Origin of the sequence: Zafaria cholistanensis (assembly GCF_008580665.1) — a bacterium.
In the GTDB taxonomy this organism is placed as follows: domain Bacteria; phylum Actinomycetota; class Actinomycetes; order Actinomycetales; family Micrococcaceae; genus Zafaria; species Zafaria cholistanensis.
In genome coordinates this window covers 140623-163319 of record NZ_BKDJ01000003.1, presented here as the reverse complement: position 1 = coordinate 163319, position 22697 = coordinate 140623, and the positions used below count along the sequence as shown (strand labels likewise).

Annotated in this window: 21 protein-coding genes; 10 read left to right on the top strand and 11 right to left on the bottom strand. The window is 69.5% G+C overall.

The features are described 5' to 3' along the window. Nucleotides 1-9: 9 nt before the first annotated feature. The 5 genes from NCCP_RS04575 (at nucleotide 10) to NCCP_RS15410 (ending at nucleotide 4366) form a co-directional block, all read left to right on the top strand. The gene (locus NCCP_RS04575; RefSeq protein ID WP_149956059.1) at nucleotides 10-393 is read left to right on the top strand and encodes a sterol carrier family protein; all 384 of its coding nucleotides are present in this window, start codon (nucleotides 10-12) and stop codon (nucleotides 391-393) included. Nucleotides 394-395: 2 nt separating this feature from the next. Further along, nucleotides 396-725, top strand: coding sequence for a hypothetical protein (locus NCCP_RS04570; RefSeq protein ID WP_149956058.1), 330 nt, complete (start codon nucleotides 396-398; stop codon nucleotides 723-725). 73 nt (nucleotides 726-798) lie between these two features. Next, nucleotides 799-2346: an amidophosphoribosyltransferase gene (gene purF / locus NCCP_RS04565; protein ID WP_149956057.1), complete on the top strand. Its 1548-nt coding sequence runs from the start codon at nucleotides 799-801 to the stop codon at nucleotides 2344-2346. A gap of 14 nt (nucleotides 2347-2360) precedes the next feature. Beyond that, nucleotides 2361-3506 carry a phosphoribosylformylglycinamidine cyclo-ligase gene (gene purM, locus NCCP_RS04560; protein WP_149956056.1) on the top strand — a complete coding sequence of 382 codons (1146 nt, stop codon included), beginning with the start codon at nucleotides 2361-2363 and terminating at the stop codon, nucleotides 3504-3506. 215 nt (nucleotides 3507-3721) lie between these two features. Then, nucleotides 3722-4366, top strand: a complete 645-nt coding sequence (locus tag NCCP_RS15410; protein ID WP_149956055.1) for a 2'-5' RNA ligase family protein — start codon at nucleotides 3722-3724, stop codon at nucleotides 4364-4366. Here NCCP_RS15410 and NCCP_RS04550 read toward each other — a convergent pair. The 5 genes from NCCP_RS04550 to NCCP_RS04530 all read right to left on the bottom strand — a co-directional run bounded on the left by NCCP_RS04550 (nucleotide 4283) and on the right by NCCP_RS04530 (nucleotide 10296). After that, nucleotides 4283-5230: an AEC family transporter gene (locus NCCP_RS04550; protein ID WP_149956054.1), complete on the bottom strand. Its 948-nt coding sequence runs from the start codon at nucleotides 5228-5230 to the stop codon at nucleotides 4283-4285. The genes NCCP_RS15410 and NCCP_RS04550 overlap by 84 nt on opposite strands. 21 nt (nucleotides 5231-5251) lie before the next feature. Next, entirely contained in the window at nucleotides 5252-6580 is a 1329-nt protein-coding gene (locus NCCP_RS04545) for an enolase C-terminal domain-like protein (RefSeq protein ID WP_149956053.1), read from the bottom strand. Nucleotides 6581-6589: 9 nt separating this feature from the next. Beyond that, nucleotides 6590-8191 carry an aldehyde dehydrogenase (NADP(+)) gene (locus NCCP_RS04540; protein ID WP_149956052.1) on the bottom strand — a complete coding sequence of 534 codons (1602 nt, stop codon included), beginning with the start codon at nucleotides 8189-8191 and terminating at the stop codon, nucleotides 6590-6592. A gap of 127 nt (nucleotides 8192-8318) precedes the next feature. Continuing rightward, nucleotides 8319-9269, bottom strand: coding sequence for a 5-dehydro-4-deoxyglucarate dehydratase (gene kdgD / locus NCCP_RS04535; protein WP_149956051.1), 951 nt, complete (start codon nucleotides 9267-9269; stop codon nucleotides 8319-8321). Nucleotides 9270-9411: 142 nt separating this feature from the next. After that, nucleotides 9412-10296: a LysR family transcriptional regulator gene (locus NCCP_RS04530; RefSeq protein ID WP_149956050.1), complete on the bottom strand. Its 885-nt coding sequence runs from the start codon at nucleotides 10294-10296 to the stop codon at nucleotides 9412-9414. A gap of 161 nt (nucleotides 10297-10457) precedes the next feature. Between NCCP_RS04530 and NCCP_RS04525 the strand changes: the two genes are divergently transcribed. From NCCP_RS04525 to NCCP_RS04510, 4 genes are read left to right on the top strand one after another with little or no spacing between them, the layout of a single operon-like run. Beyond that, complete coding sequence (locus tag NCCP_RS04525; protein WP_149956049.1) at nucleotides 10458-11456, top strand: Bug family tripartite tricarboxylate transporter substrate binding protein; 999 nt, start codon at nucleotides 10458-10460, stop codon at nucleotides 11454-11456. A 31-nt stretch (nucleotides 11457-11487) separates the two neighbouring features. After that, a complete protein-coding gene (locus NCCP_RS04520; RefSeq protein WP_149956048.1) occupies nucleotides 11488-12024 on the top strand; it encodes a tripartite tricarboxylate transporter TctB family protein in 537 nt (178 codons plus the stop codon). Between the two features lie 18 nt (nucleotides 12025-12042). Then, nucleotides 12043-13569 carry a tripartite tricarboxylate transporter permease gene (locus tag NCCP_RS04515; RefSeq protein ID WP_149956047.1) on the top strand — a complete coding sequence of 509 codons (1527 nt, stop codon included), beginning with the start codon at nucleotides 12043-12045 and terminating at the stop codon, nucleotides 13567-13569. Then, the gene (locus tag NCCP_RS04510) at nucleotides 13566-13970 is read left to right on the top strand and encodes a universal stress protein (RefSeq protein WP_149956046.1); all 405 of its coding nucleotides are present in this window, start codon (nucleotides 13566-13568) and stop codon (nucleotides 13968-13970) included. The genes NCCP_RS04515 and NCCP_RS04510 overlap by 4 nt, the downstream gene beginning before the upstream one ends. A 285-nt stretch (nucleotides 13971-14255) precedes the next feature. On the opposite strand, the gene NCCP_RS04505 is transcribed toward NCCP_RS04510, so the two are convergent. The 5 genes from NCCP_RS04505 to NCCP_RS04485 all read right to left on the bottom strand — a co-directional run bounded on the left by NCCP_RS04505 (nucleotide 14256) and on the right by NCCP_RS04485 (nucleotide 19166). Then, nucleotides 14256-15581: a glucarate dehydratase family protein gene (locus NCCP_RS04505; protein WP_149956045.1), complete on the bottom strand. Its 1326-nt coding sequence runs from the start codon at nucleotides 15579-15581 to the stop codon at nucleotides 14256-14258. A 166-nt stretch (nucleotides 15582-15747) separates the two neighbouring features. Next, complete coding sequence (locus NCCP_RS04500) at nucleotides 15748-16437, bottom strand: FadR/GntR family transcriptional regulator (RefSeq protein ID WP_149956044.1); 690 nt, start codon at nucleotides 16435-16437, stop codon at nucleotides 15748-15750. Nucleotides 16438-16596: 159 nt separating this feature from the next. Further along, complete coding sequence (locus NCCP_RS04495) at nucleotides 16597-17709, bottom strand: L-talarate/galactarate dehydratase (protein ID WP_149956149.1); 1113 nt, start codon at nucleotides 17707-17709, stop codon at nucleotides 16597-16599. Between the two features lie 280 nt (nucleotides 17710-17989). Then, on the bottom strand, nucleotides 17990-18895 hold the full coding sequence (locus NCCP_RS04490) for a Sir2 family NAD-dependent protein deacetylase (RefSeq protein WP_225873674.1): 906 nt from the start codon (nucleotides 18893-18895) through the stop codon (nucleotides 17990-17992). A gap of 49 nt (nucleotides 18896-18944) precedes the next feature. Continuing rightward, nucleotides 18945-19166 (bottom strand): DUF3073 domain-containing protein, encoded by a 222-nt coding sequence (locus NCCP_RS04485; RefSeq protein WP_149956042.1) that lies wholly within the window; start codon nucleotides 19164-19166, stop codon nucleotides 18945-18947. A gap of 194 nt (nucleotides 19167-19360) precedes the next feature. On the opposite strand from NCCP_RS04485, the gene NCCP_RS04480 reads away from it, so the two are divergent. Further along, on the top strand, nucleotides 19361-19972 hold the full coding sequence (locus NCCP_RS04480) for a septum formation family protein (protein WP_149956041.1): 612 nt from the start codon (nucleotides 19361-19363) through the stop codon (nucleotides 19970-19972). Between the two features lie 44 nt (nucleotides 19973-20016). On the opposite strand, the gene clpB is transcribed toward NCCP_RS04480, so the two are convergent. Beyond that, complete coding sequence (gene clpB / locus NCCP_RS04475) at nucleotides 20017-22602, bottom strand: ATP-dependent chaperone ClpB (protein WP_149956040.1); 2586 nt, start codon at nucleotides 22600-22602, stop codon at nucleotides 20017-20019. Nucleotides 22603-22697: the final 95 nt, after the last annotated feature.

The following is a 22697-nucleotide window of genomic DNA, read 5'->3' as shown; positions in this document are numbered from 1 at the left end:
ACAACACGCATGGGAGTACGACGCCGGATCGCACCCGAGGCCGGCCGCGCCGCCGTGCGCACGTGGCTGGCCGCGGACCCGGAGGCACGGGCGTCGCTGCCACGCCCGGTGCTGGCCACCGCGGTCCGCTACGCGCTTGAGGAACTCTCCGAGGTGGCGGAGGGCAACTCCGTGGAGGTGCGCGTGCCCCCGTTCGGGGTGGCCCAGTGCATCGAGGGGCCCCGACACACCCGCGGCACCCCGCCGAACGTCGTCGAGGTAAACCCGCAGACGTGGCTGGGCCTGGTGACGGGGATCACCGAGTGGGATTCGGCACTCTCCGGGGGCGGGGTCTCGGCCTCCGGGCTGCGCGCGGACCTGTCCGGCCTGCTGCCGCTCTTCGGTACCCTTTAGCCATGGAACCGCACCAGCACGACGCCCAGCCCTCCCCCGAACCCGGCCCCTCCCGGCCCATCGAGGTGACGGTGCGCAGGTCCCCGAAGTTTTGGCCTTTCCTGGTCGCCGGAGCCTTCGTGGGCGTGTTTGCGGCGATCATCTCCGCCTACACGGGCCAGGAGTCCGCAGAGTTCACCCGCGGCACAGTCCTGGGCTTCCTGGCCGTCTTCTTCGGCATGGGAGGCCTGGCGCTGGGCGCCATCGCCTGGCTGGTCACCGACCGGGTGCAGCGGAAACGGGCCCGCCGCGCGACGGCGGTCCCCCTCGACGGCCCCGACGCCGCCCGCTAGGCCCTTCCCCTCCAACCCGCGGGGCCGCTCCGCGACGGCGGCCATCGCTCCGGCTCATGAGAGAATAGGTCACATGGTGCGTGGTGACGGAATGCTTTCACATGATCTTCTTCCCTACGAGAAGGGTCCGCAGGACGAATGCGGGGTCTTCGGAGTGTGGGCCCCCGGCGAGGAAGTCGCCAAACTGGCCTATTACGGCCTCTACTCGCTGCAGCACCGCGGGCAGGAATCGGCGGGCATCGCCACCTCCGACGGCAAGCGCATCAACGTCTATAAGGACATGGGACTGGTGTCCCAGGTCTTCGACGAGAACACGCTGAACTCGATGACCGGGCACATCGCGGTGGGACACTGCCGCTACTCCACCACCGGCGCCAGCCACTGGGCCAATGCGCAGCCAACCCTCGGAGCAACCAGCGAGGGCACGGTGGCGCTGGCCCACAACGGCAACCTGACCAACTCGGCCGAACTCATGGACATGGTCGTCGCCAAGCACGGCACCTCCCCGCGCGGCGAGATCGCCCAGGGCAACACCACGGACACCGCGCTGGTGACCGCACTGCTGGCCGGCGAGGAGGGGCTCACCCTGGAGCAGACCGCGCTGGAACTGCTGCCCAAGATCAAGGGTGCCTTCTGCTTTGTCTTCATGAACGAAAACACCCTGTATGCGGCCCGCGACGCCCACGGCGTCCGCCCGCTGGTCCTGGGCCGCCTCGAGCGCGGCTGGGTGGTCGCCTCCGAGCAGGCCGGCCTGGCCACCGTGGGCGCCAGCTACATCCGCGAGATCGAGCCCGGCGAATTCATTGCCATCGACGAGGACGGGGTCCGCTCCCAGCGGTTCGCCGAGGCCACCCCCGCCGGCTGCGTCTTCGAGTACGTGTACCTGGCCCGCCCGGACGCCGCGATCAACGGCCGCTCGGTCTACGAGTCCCGCGTCGAGATGGGCCGCCAGCTGGCCCGCGAGAACGAGGCCGAGGCCGACATCGTCATCCCGGTGCCCGAATCCGGCACCCCGGCCGCGATCGGCTACGCCGAGGAGTCCGGCATCCCCTTCGCGCACGGCTTCGTGAAGAACGCGTACGTGGGCCGGACCTTCATCCAGCCGTCCCAGACCCTGCGCCAGCTGGGCATCAAGCTCAAGCTCAACGCCCTGGAACCGGTCATTAAGGGCAAGCGCGTGGTCGTCGTGGACGACTCGATCGTGCGCGGGAACACCCAGCGCGCCGTCGTGCGCATGCTCCGGGAAGCCGGCGCCAAGGAGGTCCACGTGAAGATCTCCTCCCCGCCGGTGAAGTGGCCGTGCTTCTACGGCATCGACTTCGCCTCCCGCGCCGAGCTGATCGCCAACGGTGCCGCAGTGGAGGAGATCAGCGCCTCCATCGGCGCCGACTCGCTGGCCTACATCTCCGAGGACGGCATGATCGGCGCGACCCGCCAGCCGCGCGAGCGCCTGTGCACCGCCTGCTTCACAGGCAACTACCCGATCAAGCTGCCCGCCTCCGACCGGCTGGGTAAAAACCTGCTTGAACGCACCGCGGCCGACCTGACCGACTGCGACCCGGGCCCGGACGCCGAGTTCGAATCCACCCTGACCGACGCCGAAAAGACCCCGAGCAAGTAAGGACGCCCCCTGACATGACCTCCGCAACGCCCGACACCCCCGCCGGCATCACCTATGCCTCCGCCGGCGTCGACGTCGAAGCCGGGGACCGCGCCGTCGAACTGATGAAGGACGCCATCAAGGCGACCCACAACGCCTCCGTGCTCGGCGGCGTGGGCGGCTTCGCCGGCCTCTTCGACGCCTCCCGTCTGCTCACCTACCGCAAGCCGCTGCTGGCCACCTCCACCGACGGCGTCGGGACCAAGGTCGCGATCGCGCAGGCCATGGACATCCACCACACCATCGGGCACGACCTGGTCGGCATGGTGGTGGACGACATCGTCGTGGTCGGCGCCGAGCCGCTGTTCATGACCGACTACATCGCCTGCGGCAAGGTGGTCCCGGAGCGCATCGCGGACATCGTCCGCGGCATTGCCGAGGCCTGCTCCCTGGCCGGAACCGCGCTGGTCGGCGGCGAGACCGCCGAGCACCCGGGCCTGCTGGGCGAGCACGAGTACGACGTCGCCGGCGCGGCGACCGGCGTCGTCGAGGCCGACGCCCTGCTCGGCCCGGAGCGCGTGCGTTCCGGGGACGTGGTCATCGCCATGGCCTCCTCCGGCATCCACTCCAACGGCTACTCGCTGGTCCGGCGTGTAATCAACCACGCCGGCTGGGCCCTGGACCGCGAGGTCTCCGAACTCGGACGCACCCTCGGCGAGGAACTGCTGGAGCCGACCAAGGTTTACGCCGCGGACTGCCTGGACCTGGTCCGTTCCCTGAACAGGGACGGCGTGGCCCCGCTGCACGGCTTCAGCCACGTCACCGGCGGCGGGCTGGCCGCGAACCTGGCCCGCGTGCTGCCGCAGGGCCTGATGGCCACCGTGGACCGTTCCACCTGGGAGCTGCCGGCGATCTTCAAGCTGGTCGCCGAACTGGGCGGCGTGCCCCAGGCCGACCTGGAGCGCACTCTGAACCTGGGCGTGGGCATGGTCGCGATCGTCGAGGAGTCCGCGGCCGATGCCGCGCTGGCCCGCCTGAACGAACGCGGCGTCACCTCCTGGGCCATGGGCACCGTGGGTGTGCTGGACGCGGCTGCGGCCTCCGCCGGACCGGACTTCGTCCAGGGCGCCAAGGGCGTCGACGGCGGCGCCGTCCTGCTCAAGGGCGCCTACGCCTCCTAGCGGTCCCGAGGCACTCACTGCCCGGTGGACCTACTGATCGGGACCCACCGAGCAGGATCCCCTGAGACCCACCTGACGCAGACGGCGGGGCTTTCCTTCGGGAAGGCCCCGCCGTCTGCGTTTGCTCGTCTGCGTGGGGTGAAAGTGCCTGCCCGGTGCTGCCCGATTCCCGCCCGGCGCTCCACAGCCGGTGCCGGCGGTGGGAGACTGGGTGCATGGGCGTGTACGTGGCGGTGGTGTTCGTCGAGCCGCTGGCGGCCGGGACCGAATTCCCGCAGTCCGCCTGGCCCCTGCACGTCACGCTGGTCCGGTTCGATTCGGCGGTCCCGGTCCCGGCGCTGACGGCGGTGCTGGGGGCAGCCTTAGAGGGCCGGAAGGCGTTCACCGCCGTGGTGGGCGGGGACGCGTGGTTTGGCCGCAAAGGCTCCGTCCCGGTATCCCTGGTCGATCCTGGCACCGGCCTGGCGGACCTCCACGAGGCCCTGCTTTATGGGTTGCTCCACGAGCTGGACGGACAGATCCATCTTCCGGGCCCCGACCACACCCGCGCGAACTACCGCCCCCACGTCACCCACGCGGCGCGCCGGCTGCATCCCGGGGACGTGGTCCGGGTGGGGCAGGTGGCTTTGGTGGACATGTTCCCGGACCGGGACCGGCGCTTCCGCCGGGTGCTGGCGGTCTGGGAGCTCGGTGCTGGCGTATCCGGCGCTGGGGTGCCCGGCGGCGGGTCGCCCGGCGCTGGGGTGTCCAGCGAGGGGGCGGCAGGCTTGACGGTGCTAGCCGAGCAGGAGAACGGCGAGCAGCACGGCCGGCAGGGACAGCATGGAGCTGAGGAAGGAAACGTCCCGGGCCAAGGTTGAGGGCATGCGGAACTGGCTCGAGAAAAGGAACACGTTCTGGGCCGTCGGCAGGGCGGCCATGACCACGACTCCCAGCAGTTCCATGCCCTGCAGGCCAAACGCGAAGCGGGCCACCGCCCAGGCCGCCACCGGCATGACGGCCAGCTTCACGAAGGAGGCCCACACCAGGTCCGGCAGCAGGCCCCGTTGGGTGAACGGCCGCTGGCGGCGCATGCTCATCCCGAACATCATCAGCAGTAACGGAATCGAGGCGTGGCCCAGCATCCCGATCGGGGTCCACACCACCTCCGGCGGCGTCCATCCGGTGAGCGAGAGGCCGGCGCCGGCGAGCGTCGCGAGCGTCACGGGGTTGCCGACCGAGCGCAGGACTGTCCGCCACAGGGGCACAGCGCCGGCGGCCTCCGCGCCGGCCGGTCGCGGCGAGCACCAGGCGAAGATCGACAGGTACAGGGGCGCCACCACCAGGAGTTGGGCGAGCAGCACGGAGACCACCGGCGCGGAACTGCCCACCGCGTACAACGCGATGGGCAGTCCGATGTTTCCGGCATTCACATAGGAGGAGGCCATGGCCCCGACGGCGGCATGCGGCGCTTTCCGGCGCAGCACCACCACGCTGCCGAGGGCGTAGACCGCACCGGCCGCCAATGCCGTCAGCAGCGCGACCGGTGCGTAGACGCCGGCGACCGTTCCCAAGTCCGTTTCGGCGAGCAGCAGGAGCATGAGCGCCGGGTTGGTGATGTAGTACACCGCCGGCCCCAGGCCCTGTTGCATGGCGGACGCCTTGCCCGGAAGCAGGGCGGCCGCCACGTAGCCCACGGCCACGATGAACAGGACGACGCCGAAGCCCAGCAGCACCCCCTCCACCGGCCTAGCGCTCCCTGTCCGTCATCGAACGAGGCACGGGCGCTTGGGGTCGAACTCCCAGCCGGGGATCAGGTACTGCATCGATGCGGCATCGTCGCGGGCCCCCAGGCCGTGCTCGAGGTAGAGCTGGTGCGCGGCCTCGACGCGTTCCCGGTCCAGTTCGATGCCCAGGCCCGGCGCGGTGGGGACCTTGATCTCGCCGTCGCGGATCAGCAGCGGGTCCCGGGTGAGGCCCTGGCCGTCCTGCCAGATCCAGTGCGTGTCCAGGGCCGTGATCTCGCCCGGGGCCGCGGCGCCCACGTGCGTGAACATGGCCAGGGAGATGTCGAAGTGGTTATTGGAGTGCGATCCCCAGGTCAGCCCGAACTCGTTGCACAGCTGCGCCACGCGGACGGAGCCGGCCATGGTCCAGAAGTGCGGATCGGCCAGCGGAATATCCACGGCGTTGGTGCGCACCGCGTGGGCCATCTCGCGCCAGTCGGTCGCGATCATGTTGGTGGCCGTCTGCAGGCCGGTGGCGCGCTTGAACTCGGAAACCACCTCGCGGCCGGAGAACTTGCCTTCCGCCCCGCACGGGTCCTCGGCATAGGCGACCACCCCGCGCATGCGCCTGCCCAGCCTAATGGCGTCCTCGAGCAGCCAGCCGCCGTTGGGGTCCAGCGTGATGCGCGCGTCCGGGAAGCGCTCCTTGAGCGCAGTGACGGCGTCCACCTCCAGGTCCCCGGCCTGCACCCCGCCCTTGAGCTTGAAGTCCTGGAAGCCGTAGCGGGCCTGCGCGGCCTCGGCCAGGCGGACCACGGCCTCCGGAGTCATGGCCTCCTCGCGGCGGACGCGTTCCCAGGCGTCGGCGCCGTTGGGCTCGCGCAGGTAGGGCAGGTCCGTGGCGTCCGGGTTGCCCACGTAGAAAAGGTAGCCGAGCATCGGCACGGCGTCGCGCTGCTGGCCGTCGCCGAGCAGCTCCGCGACGGGAACGCCCAGGAACTGGCCGTGCAGGTCCAGCAGTGCGGACTCGATGGCGGTGACAGCGTGCACGGTGGTGCGCAGGTCGAAGGTCTGCAGGCCGCGCCCGCCGGAGTCCCGGTCGGCGAAGGCGGTGGCGACCTCGCGCAGCAGGCTGCGGAAGCGGGCGACCGGCTGGCCGGCCAGGAGCGTCCCGGCCTCCTCGATGGTGGAGCGGATCTTTTCCCCGCCGGGAACCTCGCCGAGGCCGGTGCGGCCCTCGGAGTCGGTCACGATGGCAATGTTGCGGGTGAAGAACGGGCCGTGGGCCCCGGAAAGGTTCAGCAGCATGGAGTCGTGGCCGGCGACCGGGACGACTTCCACGCGGGCAATGGTGGGCTGGTGGGTCATGATGGGTGCCTATTCTCCTGCGAGGATAATCGTGCCGTCGATGCGGCGGTTGAGGTGCCAGGGGTTGGCCTCGCGCAGCGGCACCGGCAGCAGGCCGTCCGGGATGTTCTGGTAGGCGACCGGACGCAGGAACCGCTCGATCGCCAGGGTGCCGACCGAGGTGGTGCGGGTGTCCGAGGTAGCCGGGAAGGGCCCGCCGTGGACCATGGCGTGGCCCACCTCGACACCGGTCGGCCAGCCGTTGGCCAGGATGCGGCCGGCCTTGCGCTCCAGCACCGGAAGCAGCGGGGCGACGGTGGCGTGGTCCGCCTCGGTAAGGTGCAGCGTGGCGGTCAGCTGGCCCTCGAGCCGGCGGGCGGCGTCCACCAGGTCCGTGGCGGAGGTGTACCGGACCATCAGGGATGCGGCGCCAAAGATCTCCTGGTGGAGCACTCCATTCTCCAGGAAGGTCGGCACGTCCGTGCCGAAGACGGCCGGGGCGGGAGCGTTCTCGGTGGGGCCCTGCTCGCCGCGGGCCACCACTTCGACGCCGTCCTGCGCGCCGAGTTCGGCGACGCCGGCGCTCCACGCCTCGGCGATGCCCTTGGTCAGCATGGTCTGTCCGGCAGCCGGGGCCAGGGCGCGGTTCACGGCGGCGGCGAACGCGTCACCGGCCTCCCCGGCGGGGACGAACACCAGGCCCGGGGAGGTGCAGAGCTGGCCGCTGGAGCCGGTGACGGAACCGACGTAGGCCTGGGCCAGCACGTCCACATCGCCGGCCAGCGCGCCCTCGAAGAAGAACACCGGGTTGATGGAGCTCATCTCCGCGTAGACCGGGATCGGTTCGGGCCGGGCCGCCGCGGCGGCGACCAGCGCCGTTCCGCCGGAGCGGGAGCCGGTGAAGCCCACGGCCTTGATGAGCGGGTCGGTGACAAGGGCCTGGCCGATGCTGGAGCCGGGTCCGTAGATCAGGGAGAACACGCCCGGGTGCAGGCCCAGGTCGCGCACGGCGTCGGCAATGGCACGGCCGACGATCTCGCTGGTGCCCGGGTGGGCGTTGTGTGCCTTGAAGACCACGGGGCAACCGGCGGCCAGGGCGGAGGCGGTGTCGCCGCCGGCGGTGGAGAAGGCCAGCGGGAAGTTGCTTGCGCCGAAGACGGCCACCGGGCCCAGGGGGACCTTGCGCTGGCGGATGTCCGGACGGGGCATGGGCTGGCGATCCGGCAGGGCCGGGTCGATGCGCACGCCGCGGTGGTCGCCCTGGCGCACGACGGCGGCGAAGAGGCGCAGCTGGCCGGTGGTGCGGGCGCGTTCGCCGTTCAGGCGGGCCTCGGGCAGGCCGGTCTCGATCATGGCGCGGGCTACGAGGTCGGCGCCGACGGCCTCAATGTTTTCGGCGATCTTCTCCAGGAACGCGGCGTGGGTCTCCGGGTCCAGCGAGCTGAAGGATTCGAAGGCCTCCTCGGCCGCGGTGGTCGCGGCGGCGAGCTGTTCGCGGTCAATCAGGGTGTAGGCCGGCTCAAGGACAGCGTTGGTGGCCGGGTTGAAGCCGTTGACGGTCCCGCCGTTTCCGGGGACCTCCCGGCCGGCGATGATCGAGTGGCCGGCCAGTGTTGCCTGCATGGTGGGCATCGGGTGCTCCTCGTGGGGTGTGGGGGCAGTGGGGCGTTTCCCCGGGTATTGGTGCCCCGCGGCGGCGGGACGGGATGCCATGGCCGGAGGAAGCGGATGCCGGATCCGCTTCCTCCGGGCGAAGGGCCTAGACGCCCTGCGGCAGTGCTGCGAAGGCCGGGCGCACGCCGGCGGCATCGATCAGCGCCGAGAGGTCCTGGAGGTCCCGCTCGGTGAGGTCCTGCAGCGGCGGGCGAACGGAACCGGCGTCGCGGCCGATCACCTTCAGGCCACCCTTGACGATGGAAACGCCGTATCCCTTGGCGCGGTCGCGGATTTCCAGGTAGGGCAGGACGAAGCGGTTGAGCTTCTCGGTGACGGCGGCGCGGTCCTGGTTGCGCACGTCGCGGTAGAACTCGAGGGCGAACTCCGGCACGAAGTTGTACATGGCCGAGGAGTAGGTGCTCATGCCCAGCTGCAGCAGCGGCAGGGCGAAGGTTTCCGCGGTCGGCAGACCGCCGAGGTAGAAGAGCCGGTCGCCGTTCTTGGCGTAGACCTTGGTCAGGTGTTCGATGTCGCCCAGCGCGTCCTTGAAGCCGATGAAGTTCGGGTGGCGCTCGGCGAGCCGGGCGACCGTGTCCGCGGAGTAGATGGCGTTGGCGCGGTTGTAGACGATCACGCCGATGCTGGTGGCGGAGCAAACGGCGGAGACGTGCTCCAGCAGGCCGGCCTGGTCGCACTCGGTCAGGTACGGCGGCAGCAGCAGCAGGCCCTCGGCGCCGGCTGCCTCAGCGTCCTGAGCGTTCTGGATGGCCTGGCGGGTGGAACCGCCGGCCGAGGCGAGCACCGGAACGCGGGCACCTGCTTCCTCAACCGCCATACGGACCACGCGGGCGGACTCTTCCGGGGTCAGGCTGAACCCCTCGCCGGTCCCGCCGGCGGCGAACAGGCCGGCCACGTCGAAGCTGGCCTGCCAGGCCAGGTGCCGGCGGTAGTTCTCCTCGTCGATGCCCAGCTGGGCGTCGAAGGAAGTGACGGGGAAGGACAGGAGGCCGTCCTTCAGGCGGGCGGCAAGTTCCTGGGGCGCGTACTGGGCCACGGACTTCTTCCTTTCAGCGGTGGCCGCGTGCGGCCGACGGTGGGTTCACCCACCACCATAGGAACACCATTCGATGCATGTCCAAGCCCCAAATTGTATGGATTGATACTCCATGGGCATCACTTTCCTGCCCGGCCTGCGCCTACTCCGCCCCGAGGGCCAACTCGTCCAAGAGCCTGTGCAGGGCGGGATTCCGGGAGGTGCGCAGCCACAGCACATGCAGTTCCACCTCATCCCGCGCGGCCCCGGCGAGGTCCAGGTAGGACACGCCCTCCACCCGCAGCAGCCGGGCCGATTCCGGAACGAAGGCGATGCCCCGGCCGGAAGCGACCAGGGCCACCATGGTCAGGACCTGGCTGACGGTGTGCACCACATTGCGGTGCTCGATCGGCACCAGGCGCACCACCATGTCGTAGAAATAGCGCGCCTTGACGGGCGAGTGCATGATCAGCGGCACGTCGCGCAGGTCCTCCGGTTGCACGGGCCGGGAAAGGCGGTCCAAAGGATGGCCCGTGGGCACCGCAACCATGAAACGCTCAGTCAGCATGAGCCGGGAGGCGAAGGCTTCCGTGTCGAAGGGCGGGCGGGCAAGCCCCAGATCCAGATCCCCGTCGGCAAGGGCTTGGACCTGCTCCGCCGTGACCAATTCCTCCAGTTCCACGTCGACATCCGGCAGCACCTCCTGGATGGTGTCCAACAGGGTTCCCAGCAGGCTGAAGCCGCTCGCTGCGGTGAACCCCAGGCGCAGGGTGCCGGACCGCCCGGCCGCGATGCGCCGGGCGGCGGCAGGCGCCCGGTCCGCAAGCACCACCAAGCGGCGGGCATCCTCCAGGAAGACCCTGCCGGCCGCCGTGAGGGCCACCTTTCGGTTGTCGCGCTCAAGAAGCCCCACGCCCAAGGCTTTCTCCAGCTTTTGGATCTGCCGGCTCAGGGGAGGCTGGGTCATGTTCAGCCGTTCCGCCGCCCGGCCGAAGTGCAGTTCCTCCGCAACCGCTATGAAGCTGCGGACTTGGTCAAGCGAATACATGATGCACTCCCGGTATCAGTCAATGCAGTAATGGGCTTGGACATGCATCATACTTGCTTCCTAGTCTCTTCTAGCGACCCGCAGGTGATTACAGTCACACGCCGGAGCTCCGGCGCAGCGGTGTCCCAAGACCTTTAAGGCCCACAACATAGGGGATTCGCATGAAGCACATCTTCACCCGCCGCACGGTGCTCGGCACCGCAGCCGCAGCAGCCGTGCTGGCCATGAGTGCCTGCGGCGGCAACGTCAGCGGCTCCAACGGTGCCGGGGAGACCTTCCCAAGCAAGCCGATCAACCTCACCGTGGGCGCCGCCCCGGGCGGTTCAACCGACCTGATTGCCCGCGCGGTGTCCGAGGGAGCGTCCCAGGACCTCGGTGTGGCCATGCCGGTGGTCAACAAGCCGGGCGCCAACGGCGCCCTGGCCCTGAAGGAAGTCCAGGGCAAGGCGGCCGACGGCTACGAGCTGGCCACGCTGAACGCCTCCCTCGTCACCATCACCCCGCTCGCCGTCGGCGAGTCGGAGGCGGTAACCCTGGAGGACGTCGACGTCATCGTCGGCCTCTCCCAGGACGACTACGTGCTGGTCGCCAACCCCAAGGCGGGCGTCAAAAACATCAAGGACCTGACCGCCGCCCAGAACCTGGCCTTCGGCACCACGGGCGTGGGCACCGGTTCGCAGCTGGCCCAGGCGCTGCTGCTCAAGCAGGCCAACATCCAGGGCACCGAGGTGCCCTTCGATTCCGGAGCCCCGGCCGTCACGGCGGTCCTGGGCAACCAGGTCCAACTGGCCACTGTCCAGCTGGGCGAGGCCAAGGCGCAGATCGACGCCGGCAAGCTGCTGCCGATCGTGGTCTTCTCCACCGAGCGCAACCAGTACCTGCCGGACGTTCCCACCGCCACCGAGGAGGGCTACGACATCCCGGTGTCGCAGTACCGTGCGGTCGTGGCGCCGAAGGGCACTCCCGAGGACGTCAAGGCCCGCCTGAAGACGGCGTTCGAGAACACCTTCAAGACCGAGGCGTACCAGGAGTTCAACGAGAAGAACCTGCTGACCCCGCGGGAGATCTCCGGCGAGGAAGTCGTCACCGAATGGACGGCCCTGGCCGCCAAGTACAAGGAACTGACCGAGAAGTACGGCCTCTCCCTGAAGCAGAACTGAGCCAGTGCGACGAGCACACAGGAGCACCACCATGAATGAGACTGCCAACGTTGTCCGGGCGCTGCCCGAGCCCGAGGAGGACCTGACCCCCGAGGAGCTGGCCGCCAAGTGGGAGGCGGAGGCTCCGCCGTCCGCCGGTCCCATCGCCAACCTGGCATCCTCTGCGGTGGCCACCGTGCTCGGCGCCGCCGGGATCGTTTTGTCCCTCCAGCTGGGGTTGGGCTCACCGGCCCAACCCCAGCCGGGGATGTGGCCGTTCATCATGGGCGTCGTCATTGTGGCACTCGGCCTGTCACAGATGTTCATCGGCCGCCATGGCGGAGAGGGAGAAAAGTTTTCGCGTCTGTCCTGGCTGGTCCTCTTGGGCGTCGCCACCCTGGTGGGGCTCGTGGCGCTGATGCCCGTCATCGGCTTTGAAATCCCCTCACTGCTGCTCTGCATCGTCTGGATGAAGTACCTCGGCGGCGAAACGTGGCGGTCAGCGCTGCTCTACTCCGCCCTCGTTGTGGCCGCCTTCTACGCCATTTTCATCCTGGCTCTGGGGACCACCATCCCCCACCTGTTCTAAGGCCCGAAAGGCTCCCCCATGGAATTCCTGCAACCGGTGATGGACGGCTTCGGCGTCGTCCTCGATCCCACCAACTTGCTCTACTGCCTGCTGGGCGTCGTCATCGGCATGCTGATTGGCGTGCTTCCGGGCCTCGGGCCGGCAGCGACCATCGCCATCCTGCTGCCGCTGACCTACGGCGTCGAACCGGTCACGGCCATCATCATGCTTGCCGGCATCTTCTACGGCGCCCAGTACGGCGGCACCATCACGTCGGTACTGCTGCGCCTTCCCGGCGAGGCAAGCTCGGTGGTCACGGTCTTCGACGGCTACATGCTCGCCAAGCAGGGGAAGGCCGGCACCGCGCTGGGCATCGCCGCGATCGGCTCGTTCATCGGCGGCACCGTCGGGATCATCGGGCTGACCTTCCTGGCCCCGCTCGTTGCCGGCTTTGCCCTGGACTTCGGTCCGCCGGAGTACGCCGCCCTGGCCCTGCTGGGCATCCTGCTGGTGGCCACCATCAGCAACGGCAGCAAGTCCAAGGCGCTGATCGCGGCGGCCTTCGGCCTGCTGCTGGCCACCGTCGGGCGCGACGTGTTTACGGGCACCGAGCGGTTCACCTTCGGAAACATGAGCCTGGCCGACGGCATCGACTTCGTGCCCGTAGCCATGGGCCTGTTCGGCCTTGGCGAGATCCTCTACAACCTGGAGGAGCGCCACCGTGCCGCCAAGGCTCCCGCCAAGGTCGCCAACGTCTGGCCCTCGCGCGCGGATCTCAAGCAGTCCTCCGGAGCAATCGGCCGCGGCTCGGTCCTGGGCTTCTTCCTGGGAATCCTGCCCGGCGGTGGCGCCACCATCTCCTCGATGGCGGCGTACGCGCTGGAGAAGAAGCGGGCCAAGAACCCGGAGCGCTTCGGCCAGGGGGCCGTCGAAGGCGTCGCCGCCCCGGAGACGGCCAACAACGCGGCCGCCACCAGCTCCTTCATCCCGCTGCTGACGCTGGGCATTCCGGCCAACGCCACCATGGCGCTGATGTTCGGGGCCCTGCTGATCCAGGGTGTCACCCCCGGCCCGCAGCTGGTCGAACAGCACCCGGACCTGTTCTGGGGCGTGGTGAACTCGATGTACATCGGGAACATCCTGCTGCTGATCATGTCCATCCCGCTGGTGGGGGTGTTCGTGCGCATCCTGCGCGTCCGGGCGGCCATCCTTGCCCCGATCACCGCACTGATCACGCTGCTGGGCGCCTACACAATCAACAATTCAATGTTCGACGTGAGTCTGGTTGTCTTCTTCGGTATCGTCGGCTACCTGATGAAGAAATTCGGCTTCGAGCCCGGCCCCCTGGTGCTGGCCTTCGTGCTCGGGGAGCTTTTGGAAGCCAACCTGCGCCGGTCGCTGCTGGTGTTCAACGGCGACCTGTCCGGGGTCTTCGGACGGCCGATTTCCCTCTCCCTGCTGCTCGTCTTCGTCGTCGTGGCCGTCTGGCCGGCCCTCAAGTCCCTGCTGGCCCGCAGGCAGCCCGCCGCGGCCACCGAACCCGTCAAGACAAAGGAAAACGCATGAGCGTCCTCGTTGGATACATCCCCACCCCGGTCGGGGAAGCGGCCGCCCAGGCCGCAATTGCCGAAGCCAGGCTGCGCGGGGAAAAGCTGCTCGTCGTCAACTCGGTGCGCGAAGGCGCGCTGGTGGACAAGTCGGTGGCCTCCGAGGACGACCTTTCCCGGATCGCCGCGGACGCGGCTGCCGCCGGCGTCGACGCCTCCATCCTGACGCCCACCTACTCCGCCGACCTGGCCGAGGAGGTGCTGGCCCTGGCAGAGGCGTACGACGTGTCACTGATCGTCATTGGCCTGCGCCAGCGCACTCAGGTCGGCAAGTTCATCATGGGCTCGCACGCTCAGCGGATCCTGCTGCAGGCGGACCGGCCGGTCCTGGCCGTCAAGGCCGGGCGGGACGGCCACTGACCCCACCATACGGAAGCGGGGCCGGACGGTGTTTTTACGACAGACCCCCATACCGTAGACCCCATGCCACCCGCAGGCGGGGCCGCCCCCCCCCCCCCCCCCCCCCCCGGGGGGCCGTCGGGTGTTTTCCGCCCCCCCCCGCTTCCGTATGCCCCTTTGCCTCCCGCTGTCCGCGGCGGACACGACGGCGCCCGAGACAACAGCACCGGAGACAACAGCACCGGAGACGGCAACGCTGGACACGATGACGCGAAGCGCCATCGTGTCCAGCGTGCGGGGGGGTGGCTACCAGCGGGGGCTTCGGAGTTCGTAGCCGGGGTGGATCCGCTGCATGTAGCCGGTGTCGTCGCGGCTGCGCAGGCCGCAGTCCAGGTACTGGCGGTGGAGCTTCTCCAGCCCGTCCTGGTCCAGCTCGATGCCCAGCCCCGGGCCGGTCGGGACCGCCACAGCCCCGTCCCTGAAGCCCAGGACGCCGGGGACGACGATGTCCTCGTCCGCGTTCTTCCAGGGCCAGTGGGTGTCGCAGGCGTAGTCCAGGTTGGGGGTGGCGGCGGCGAGGTGGACCATCGCGGCCAGGGAAATGCCCAAGTGGGAATTCGAGTGCATGGACAGGCCCAGCCCGAACGTCTCGGCGATGCCGCCCAGCGTCTGGGAACGGCGCAGCCCGCCCCAGAAGTGGTGGTCGGAGAGCACGACGTCGACGGCGCCGGCGGCGATCGCCGGCGGCAGGTCGTTGAAGCTCACCACGCACATGTTCGTCGCCAGCGGCATCTCCACCCGGCGGCGGACCTCGGCCATTCCGGCGATGCCGGGGGTGGGGTCCTCCAGGTATTCGAGCACCCCCTCCAGGCGCTTGCCGATGCGCACGGAAGTCTCCACGCCCCAGGCGGCGTTGGGGTCGATGCGCAGCGGCAGGCCCGGGAACTCGGCGCGCAGGGCCTCGATGGCCTCGGCCTCGGCGTCCGGGTCGAAGACGCCCGCCTTGAGCTTGAGCGCGGTGAAACCATACCCGTCCACCATGGTCCGAGCCTGGGCCACGATGCCCGCCGGGTCCAGGGCCTCGCCCCAGGAGTCCTCGGCGTGGCCGGGATGCCCGGCCCACTTGTAGAACAGGTAGCCGCTGAACGGCACAGCCTCCCGCACCGCGCCGCCGAGCAGCGTGGACACCGGCACCCCGAGCAGCCTGCCCTGGATGTCCAGGGCAGCGACCTCGAACGGGGACAGCACGCGGTCCGCCGTGGAGGATCCGGTCACCATGCCGCTCATCCCGTGTCCGCCCAAGGTGGTGTCCGCCACGAGGGCGCGCGCCACCCGGGACCGCAGCTCATTGGTGCTGAACGGGTCCGCGCCCGCCAGGGCCTGCGCGGCCAGGCGCAGCCGGGCCAGGTGTCCCTCGTCGCCGTACGTCTCCCCCAGCCCCGTGACGCCGGCATCAGTATGCACCTGCACGATCGCGCGCAGGGCGAAGGGCTCGTGCACGCCGACCGCGTTCAGCAGCGGCGGATCCGCGAACGCCACCGGCGTGATCGTCACTCCGGTGATTGCCACCTGGCCGGAGTGGACAGCGGAAGGGGCCGGGACGGACACGGGCACGGTCTCGGAAACAGGCATTAAGGATCGGTCCTTTCGGGGGCAAACCCCATGGGCAGGAAGTCCCCCTCACGTTAACCGCGCCCGGTGATGCGTGTCCAAGATCACTTCTGCACCGAATGATGCTGGCTGGGTATCAGCTGTCGGGCTCGGCCCACGCTCCCGGCCCCCAGCTATCAGCCCCCAGCTACCGGCCGGGATTCGCGCCCAGCCGGCGGCGGGAGGCTGCCAAATGCGCTCGCATGGCCGAGGCGGCACCCTCGGGGTCGGCGTCGGCAATGGCGTCGTGGATGCCGGCATGCTCATGCACGGATTGGGCGAAGAAGTCCTCGCGGTACGCCGGGCTGCCCTCGCCCAGGCGGGCGCGGGGCATGGCGATCATGGTCGGGCCCAGCCGGGCCAGTCCCTCGGCGTAGTAGGCGTTGCCGCTGGCCTGCGCCACCGCCTGATGGAATTCGAAGTCGTGCCTCATGGCCGCGGCCGGGTTGGCCGCGGAGGCGGCGAACCCGGCCAGCGCCCCGCCGATCGCGGCCAGCTGTGCGGGCGAACGCCGGAGCGCGGCCAAAGCCGCCGCCTGGGGCTCCAACCCGAGCCGGAACTCCAGCAGCGCCACCCGGTCCTCCAGGGTGCGCACCGGACGTGTTCCGGCCGCGTCCGGCGCCGGCGGCACCAGGGCGAAGCTTCCGGCCCCGCGCCGGGACTGCACCAGGCCCTCGGCCTGGAGCCTGGCGATCGCCTCCCGCACCACCGTCCGGCTCACCCCGTGACGGGCAATCAGTTCGGATTCGCTCGGCAGCTTCTCCCCGGGGGCCACCGTGCCGTCGATGATCATGGCCCGCAGTTCGGCAACAAGGCCTGCGGTCAGGGTGCGGTTCATGGTTCCCATCGTTTCATGGGGCCGCGTTTCCTCGGCCGGTGCCTCCCTGGCCGGGACGACGGCGGGGTGCGCCCTCCGCGGAAGGCGCACCCCGCCGTCGTGCCCCGCCAGTTGTCCCCAGGATCCCTAAATCCGGCCCCGGCCCCGGGAGACGGAACCCTAGGCGCGGCCGAACTCGACGGTGCCGGTGGTCCAGGCACGCGCCTGGTCGCTGAACGTGAAGCCGAGGCCCGGGCGGTTCGGCACCAGCATGCGCCCGTCGCGGGTCTCCAGACGCTCGTTGAACAGCGGGTCCAGCCAGTCGAAGTGTTCCACCCACGGCTCCCGCGGGTAGGCGGCGGCCAGGTGCAGGTGGATCTCCATGGCGAAGTGCGGGGCAAGGTCCAGCCCCGCCTGGTCCGCCAGCGTGGCCAGGCGCAGGAACTGGGTGATCCCGCCCACGCGCGGCGCGTCCGGCTGAATGATGTCGCAGGCGCGGGCCGCGATCAGGCGCTCGTGCTCGGCGACGGAGGCCAGCATCTCGCCGGTGGCGATCGGGGTGTCCAGCGCGGCGGCCAGGGCGGCGTGGCCTTCGGCGTCGTAGGCGTCCAGCGGCTCCTCAATCCAGACCAGGTCGAACTCCTCGAGCTTGCGGCCCATGCGCAGGGCAGTTGCCCGGTCCCACTGCTGGTTGGCGTCCACCATCATCGGCACGGACCCGCCGAGGTGTTCGCGCACCGCGGTCACGCGGCGCAGGTCCTCGGCCGAATCCGGCAGGCCGACCTTGATCTTGATGCCGCCGATCCCCTCTTCCAGGGAGCGGCTGGCGCGTTCCTTGACCTCCTCGATGGAGGCGTTCAGGAATCCGCCGGAGGTGTTGTAGGTGCGCACGGAGTCGCGGTGGGCACCCAGGAACTTGGCCAGGGGAAGGCCTGCACGCTTGGACTTGAGGTCGTAGAGGGCAATGTCCAGGGCGGCCAGCGCCTGCGTGGCCACGCCGGAGCGCCCCACGGAGGCCCCGGCCCAGAGCAGCTTGTTGTACAGCTTGGCGATGTCGTTGGGGTCCTCGCCGATCATGGCCTCGGCGACCTCCCTGGCGTGCGCGTACTGCGCGGGGCCACCGGCACGCTTGGAGTAGGAGAAGCCCATGCCCTCATGCCCCTGCTCGGTGGTGATCTCGGCGAAGAGGAAGACGACCTCGGTCATGGGCTTCTGCCGGCCCGTGAAGACCTTCGCGTCGGAGATGGGCACCGCCAGCGGCAGCGTGGCGGTGGAGAGCTTGACGTGGCGGATCGCGTCCGGCGTGTAGGTGGAGAGGCCGGCGGGAGTGGTGGCGCGGAGCGCCTCAGGCGTGTAGGTCACGGCGGTGTCCTTGGGTCGGGCTGCTGGGAATGAAACTAATAGTACAAGTTGCTAACTTGTACTACTAGTTGGAAGCGCGGACGGCCCGGGGCGGCGCAACATGGCACAACACGGAAAAGGGATACACAGATTAAGGAATCCCGCAGGAGAGGAATCTGCGGAGAAGAAGGCCGCACGGGAAAGGAAGGCCGGGCGGGAAGGAAAGCCCGGTTCAGAGGGCGGCGAGCAGGCTTTCGAGGGCCGGTGCGATGCCGGTGCGCCAGCGGAACCCGGCCTTGGCATCACCACGGGTGGGCCCGCCATTGATCACCGCGACCGGCTTGCCGGCGCGTTCTGCGTCGAGGACCAGCTTGTAGCCGCTCATTACTGCCAGGCTGGAGCCGACTACCAGCAGGGACGCGGACTGCGCCGCCATGTCCTGCACCGCAACCTTGCGCTCGGCGGGCACGTTCTCTCCGAAGTAGACCACGTCCGGCTTGAGTTCCACGGAACCGCAGGCCAGGCATCCCACCATCGTGAACTCGTCCACATGGCGCTGGTCCAGGGTGACGTCCCCGTCGGGGTTCACCAGGGAGGGATCAAGCTCGACGCGCTCGATAAAGCCGGGGTTTGCCTGCGCCAGCCGCCGGTCCAGGGCGGGGCGGTCCTCGACGGCGCCGCAGTTCAGGCACGCTACCCGGGCCAGGTCCCCGTGCAGGGCCACTAAGCGGCGCGTGCCGGCCCGGGCATGGAGCCCGTCGACATTTTGGGTCACGGTACCGACCACATGGCCGCGGCGTTCCAGCTCGGCCAGGGCGTGGTGGGACGCGTTGGGCTCGGCGACCGCCACGTGGCGCCACCCGACGAAGCTGCGGGCCCAATAGCGGTGACGCGCGGCCGGATCGTACTTGAACTCCTGGTACGTCATCGGCCGGTGGCGGCGCAGCGACCCGTTAGGCCCGCGATAGTCGGGGATCCCGGAGTCGGTGGACACGCCCGCGCCGGTCACCAGCAGGACTCCCCCCGCGCGCAGCAGCGCAAGGATGCCCTCGAAGGCAACGGAAGGGTCCTGGGGTGCCGCGGTCTCGTGGACGACCCGTTCGATGGAACGGATCGCGGCACGGTGCGCGGTCGCCACAGGCAGGTCAAGACCGCCGGGGCGGCCGGACGCGGGGGGCCGGCTCGAGTCAGCCGATGCGGCGCTTGTCGTCCTCATCGTCGTCGTAGTCCCCGTACCTATCCTCGTAATCCGAGTCGTACGTGTCCTTGGCATGCTGCGGGGAGGCGCCACCGCTGTGGTGGGTGCCCCCGAGCTCGCGTTCAAGTGCGGACAAATCAGTGGCCGGGGAGAAATACTTCATATCCCTGGCCTGCCGCGTCGCTTTTGCCTTCTGACGGCCGCGCCCCATGGCGTGACCCCCTTTTTTTAGTAGATCCGGAGGTGGTCCGCCGTGTTCGGCAAAGGCCCCGGAATATGTGCCAAATTATTTCGTAATCCCAAGGTTAACACGGTTCGGCTGCAACCGCCCTCCCGACCGGCCCGGGCCGGGGCCGATAGAGTGGAAAGCCAGCCTGCACCGAAGCACCACCGAGAGGACCCGTCGTGGAAGAAGCCCCGGACGAGCGCCCGGCCCCTTCCCCCTACCAGCCCGCGCGGCGCGCGGACACCAAGGTCACGCGCCGCTTTGGTGGGAGGTGGGGCTGGATCGCCTTGGGAACGGCCGGCGTCGTGCTGCTGGTCGTGTTCGGGGCCGGCAGGTTGTCCAACGCCACATCCCCCGAACCGGCCGTCCAGTCCGCCGTTCCGCGCAACCCGAACCCCGGCATCGACGGCGTGGTGGCGGCCAGCGCCCCCACCTCCCAATTCAGGGTCGGGGACTGCCTGCGGGGCTTCAGCGGTCCGCTGGAACCGGCCACCATCGTCCTGTGCACGGCCTCCCACGATGCCCAGCTGATTGGCCTCGCCACCTTGGACGACACCCCGTACCCGGGCGACGCACGCACCGAAACCAAGTCCGAGGCCGCCTGCCGGGCCATCGAACTGGAAGCCACAGTGGCCCTCAAGGGGAACTGGTCCTACCAGTTCAGCCGCCCCTCCTCCGGGACCTGGGCGGCGGGCGACCGGACGGTCGCCTGCTTCCTGTCCCTGGACGAGGGCACCGTGGACGCCTCGCTGCTGCCCGCCGCCGACGGCCCGGAGGCTGCCGCCGGGTAGGCCCCCGGCGGCCGGGACGCCCTCCCCGGCCGCCGTACTTCCCGCTAGCCCTTGGCCAGTGAGAGCCCGTCCGCGTCCGCGGCAGTGTCCACGCGGACGGTGTCCCCGTCCGCAATGGAACCGGAGAGCAGCGCCCGGGCCAGCCGGTCGCCAATTTCGCGCTGGACCAGGCGGCGCAGCGGCCGGGCCCCGTAGGCGGGATCGTAGCCGTTCAGTGCCAGCCACTCGCGGGCCCCGTCGGTAACTTCCAGGGTCAGGCGGCGGTCCGCCAGCCGCTTGGACAGCGCCTCGACCTGCAGGTCCACAATGCTGCCCAGTTCCTCGATGCTGAGCGGATCAAACATGATCACGTCGTCCAGGCGGTTGAGGAACTCCGGCTTGAACGCCCCATGGACCACGTTCATGACCAGGTCCTTCTTGGCAGCCTGGTCCAGCGTCTGGTCGACCAGGAACTGCGAGCCGAGGTTGCTGGTCAGGACCAGGATCACGTTGCGGAAGTCCACGGTGCGGCCCTGCCCGTCGGTGAGGCGTCCGTCGTCCAGGACCTGCAGGAGGATGTCGAAGACCTCCGGGTGGGCCTTCTCCACCTCGTCAAGCAGAATCACTGAGTACGGGCGGCGGCGCACCGCCTCGGTCAGCTGGCCGCCCTCCTCATAGCCCACATACCCCGGAGGGGCGCCCACCAGCCGGGACACGGAGTGCTTCTCGGAGTATTCGGACATATCAATGCGGACCATGGCCCGCTCATCGTCGAAGAGGAAGTCGGCGAGCGCCTTGGCCAGTTCCGTCTTGCCCACGCCGGTGGGGCCCAGGAAGAGGAAGGATCCGGTGGGGCGGTCGGGGTCGGAGATGCCGGCCCGGGCGCGGCGGACCGCATCGGAGACCGAGGCCACCGCCTTGGACTGGCCGATCAGCCGTTTGCCGAGGAAGGATTCCATCTCCAGCAGCTTCTGGCTCTCTCCCTGCAGCATGCGCCCGGCGGGGATGCCGGTCCAGGCGGAAATGACCTCGGCGATGTCGTCCGCGGTGACCTCCTCGGAGAGCATCAGGTCGCGCTCCCCGTTCTGCTCCTCGGCCGCCTGGGCGGCGTCGAGCTCCTTCTGCAGTGCGGGGATCTCGCCATAGAGCAACCGCGAGGCCCGCTCCAGGTCGCCCTCGCGCTGGTACTTGTCGGCCTGGCTGCGCAGCTCGTCGAGCTGGACCTTCAGCTCGCCGACCTTGTTCAGCCCGGCCTTCTCCGCCTCCCAGCGCGCGTTGAGGGCAGCCAGCTTCTCCTTCTTGTCCGCCATGTCCGCCCGCAGCGCCTCCAGGCGTTCGACCGATGCGGGGTCCGTTTCCTTCGCGAGCGCCAACTCCTCCATGGTCAGGCGGTCCACGGCGCGGCGCAGCTGGTCGATTTCCTCCGGCGCGGAGTCGATCTCCATGCGCAGCCGGGAGGCGGCCTCGTCGACCAGGTCGATGGCCTTGTCCGGCAGCTGGCGTCCGGAGATGTAGCGGTTGGAGAGGGTGGCGGCGGCCACCAGCGCGGAGTCGGCGATCTGGACCTTGTGGTGGGCCTCGTAGCGCTCCTTGAGCCCGCGCAGGATCCCGATTGTGTCCTCCACGCTCGGCTCTCCGACAAACACCTGCTGGAAGCGGCGCTCCAGGGCCGCGTCCTTCTCGATGTTCTCCCGGTACTCGTCCAGCGTGGTGGCCCCGATCAGGCGCAATTCGCCGCGGGCCAGCATGGGCTTGAGCATGTTGCCCGCGTCCATGGCCCCCTCCGAGGCGCCGGCTCCCACGACGGTGTGGATTTCGTCGATGAAGGTGACGATCCGCCCCTCGGAAGACTTGATCTCCTCCAGCACGGCCTTCAGGCGTTCCTCGAACTCGCCGCGGTACTTGGCGCCGGCGATCATGGAACCCAGGTCCAGCGAGACCAGGCTCTTGCCGCGCAGTGACTCGGGGACGTCGCCCGCCACCATGCGCTGGGCCAGGCCTTCGACGACGGCCGTCTTGCCGACCCCGGGCTCGCCGATGAGCACGGGGTTGTTCTTGGTGCGGCGGGAGAGGACCTGCACCACGCGGCGGATCTCCGAGTCGCGGCCGATCACCGGGTCCAGCTTGCCGGCCCGGGCCATGGCGGTCAGGTCCGTGCCGTACTTTTCCAGTGCCTGAAAGGTGCTCTCCGGGTCCGGGGAGTCCACCTTGCGGTCTCCGCGCAGGCCCGGCAGGGCCGCGTTCAGCGCATCGGCCCCCGCGCCGGCGTCGCGCAGGATCCCCCCGGCCTTGCCGGCGTCGGAGGCCAGCCCCAGGAGCAGGTGCTCGGTGGAGACGTAGCTGTCCCCGTAGCGCTTTGCCGCTTCTTGGGCGGCATTGATCACCTGGAGCATGCCCCGGGAGAACTGGGCCTGGGCGACGGAGGTCCCCGACGAGGAGGGCAGGGCCTTGATCGCGGTGCTCGCCTGGACGGACACGACGTCCGGTTCGACGCCGGCGGCCTTGAGCAGGGCGACGGCGACCGATTCGCGCTTGTCCATCAGTGCCTTGAGCAGGTGAACGGGCTCCACCTGCGGGTTGCCCGCGGTGGAAGCGTTCATGCCGGAAGCGGCGAGGGCTTCCTGGCTTTGGGTGGTGAATTTGGTGTCCACGCGGATCCCTTCTGTCATCTGGCGTACCACTCAAACTTGAGTCTAATAAGCTCAACTTTGAAATGCCACACCCTATTCCCCGGGGGGCCGGTTTT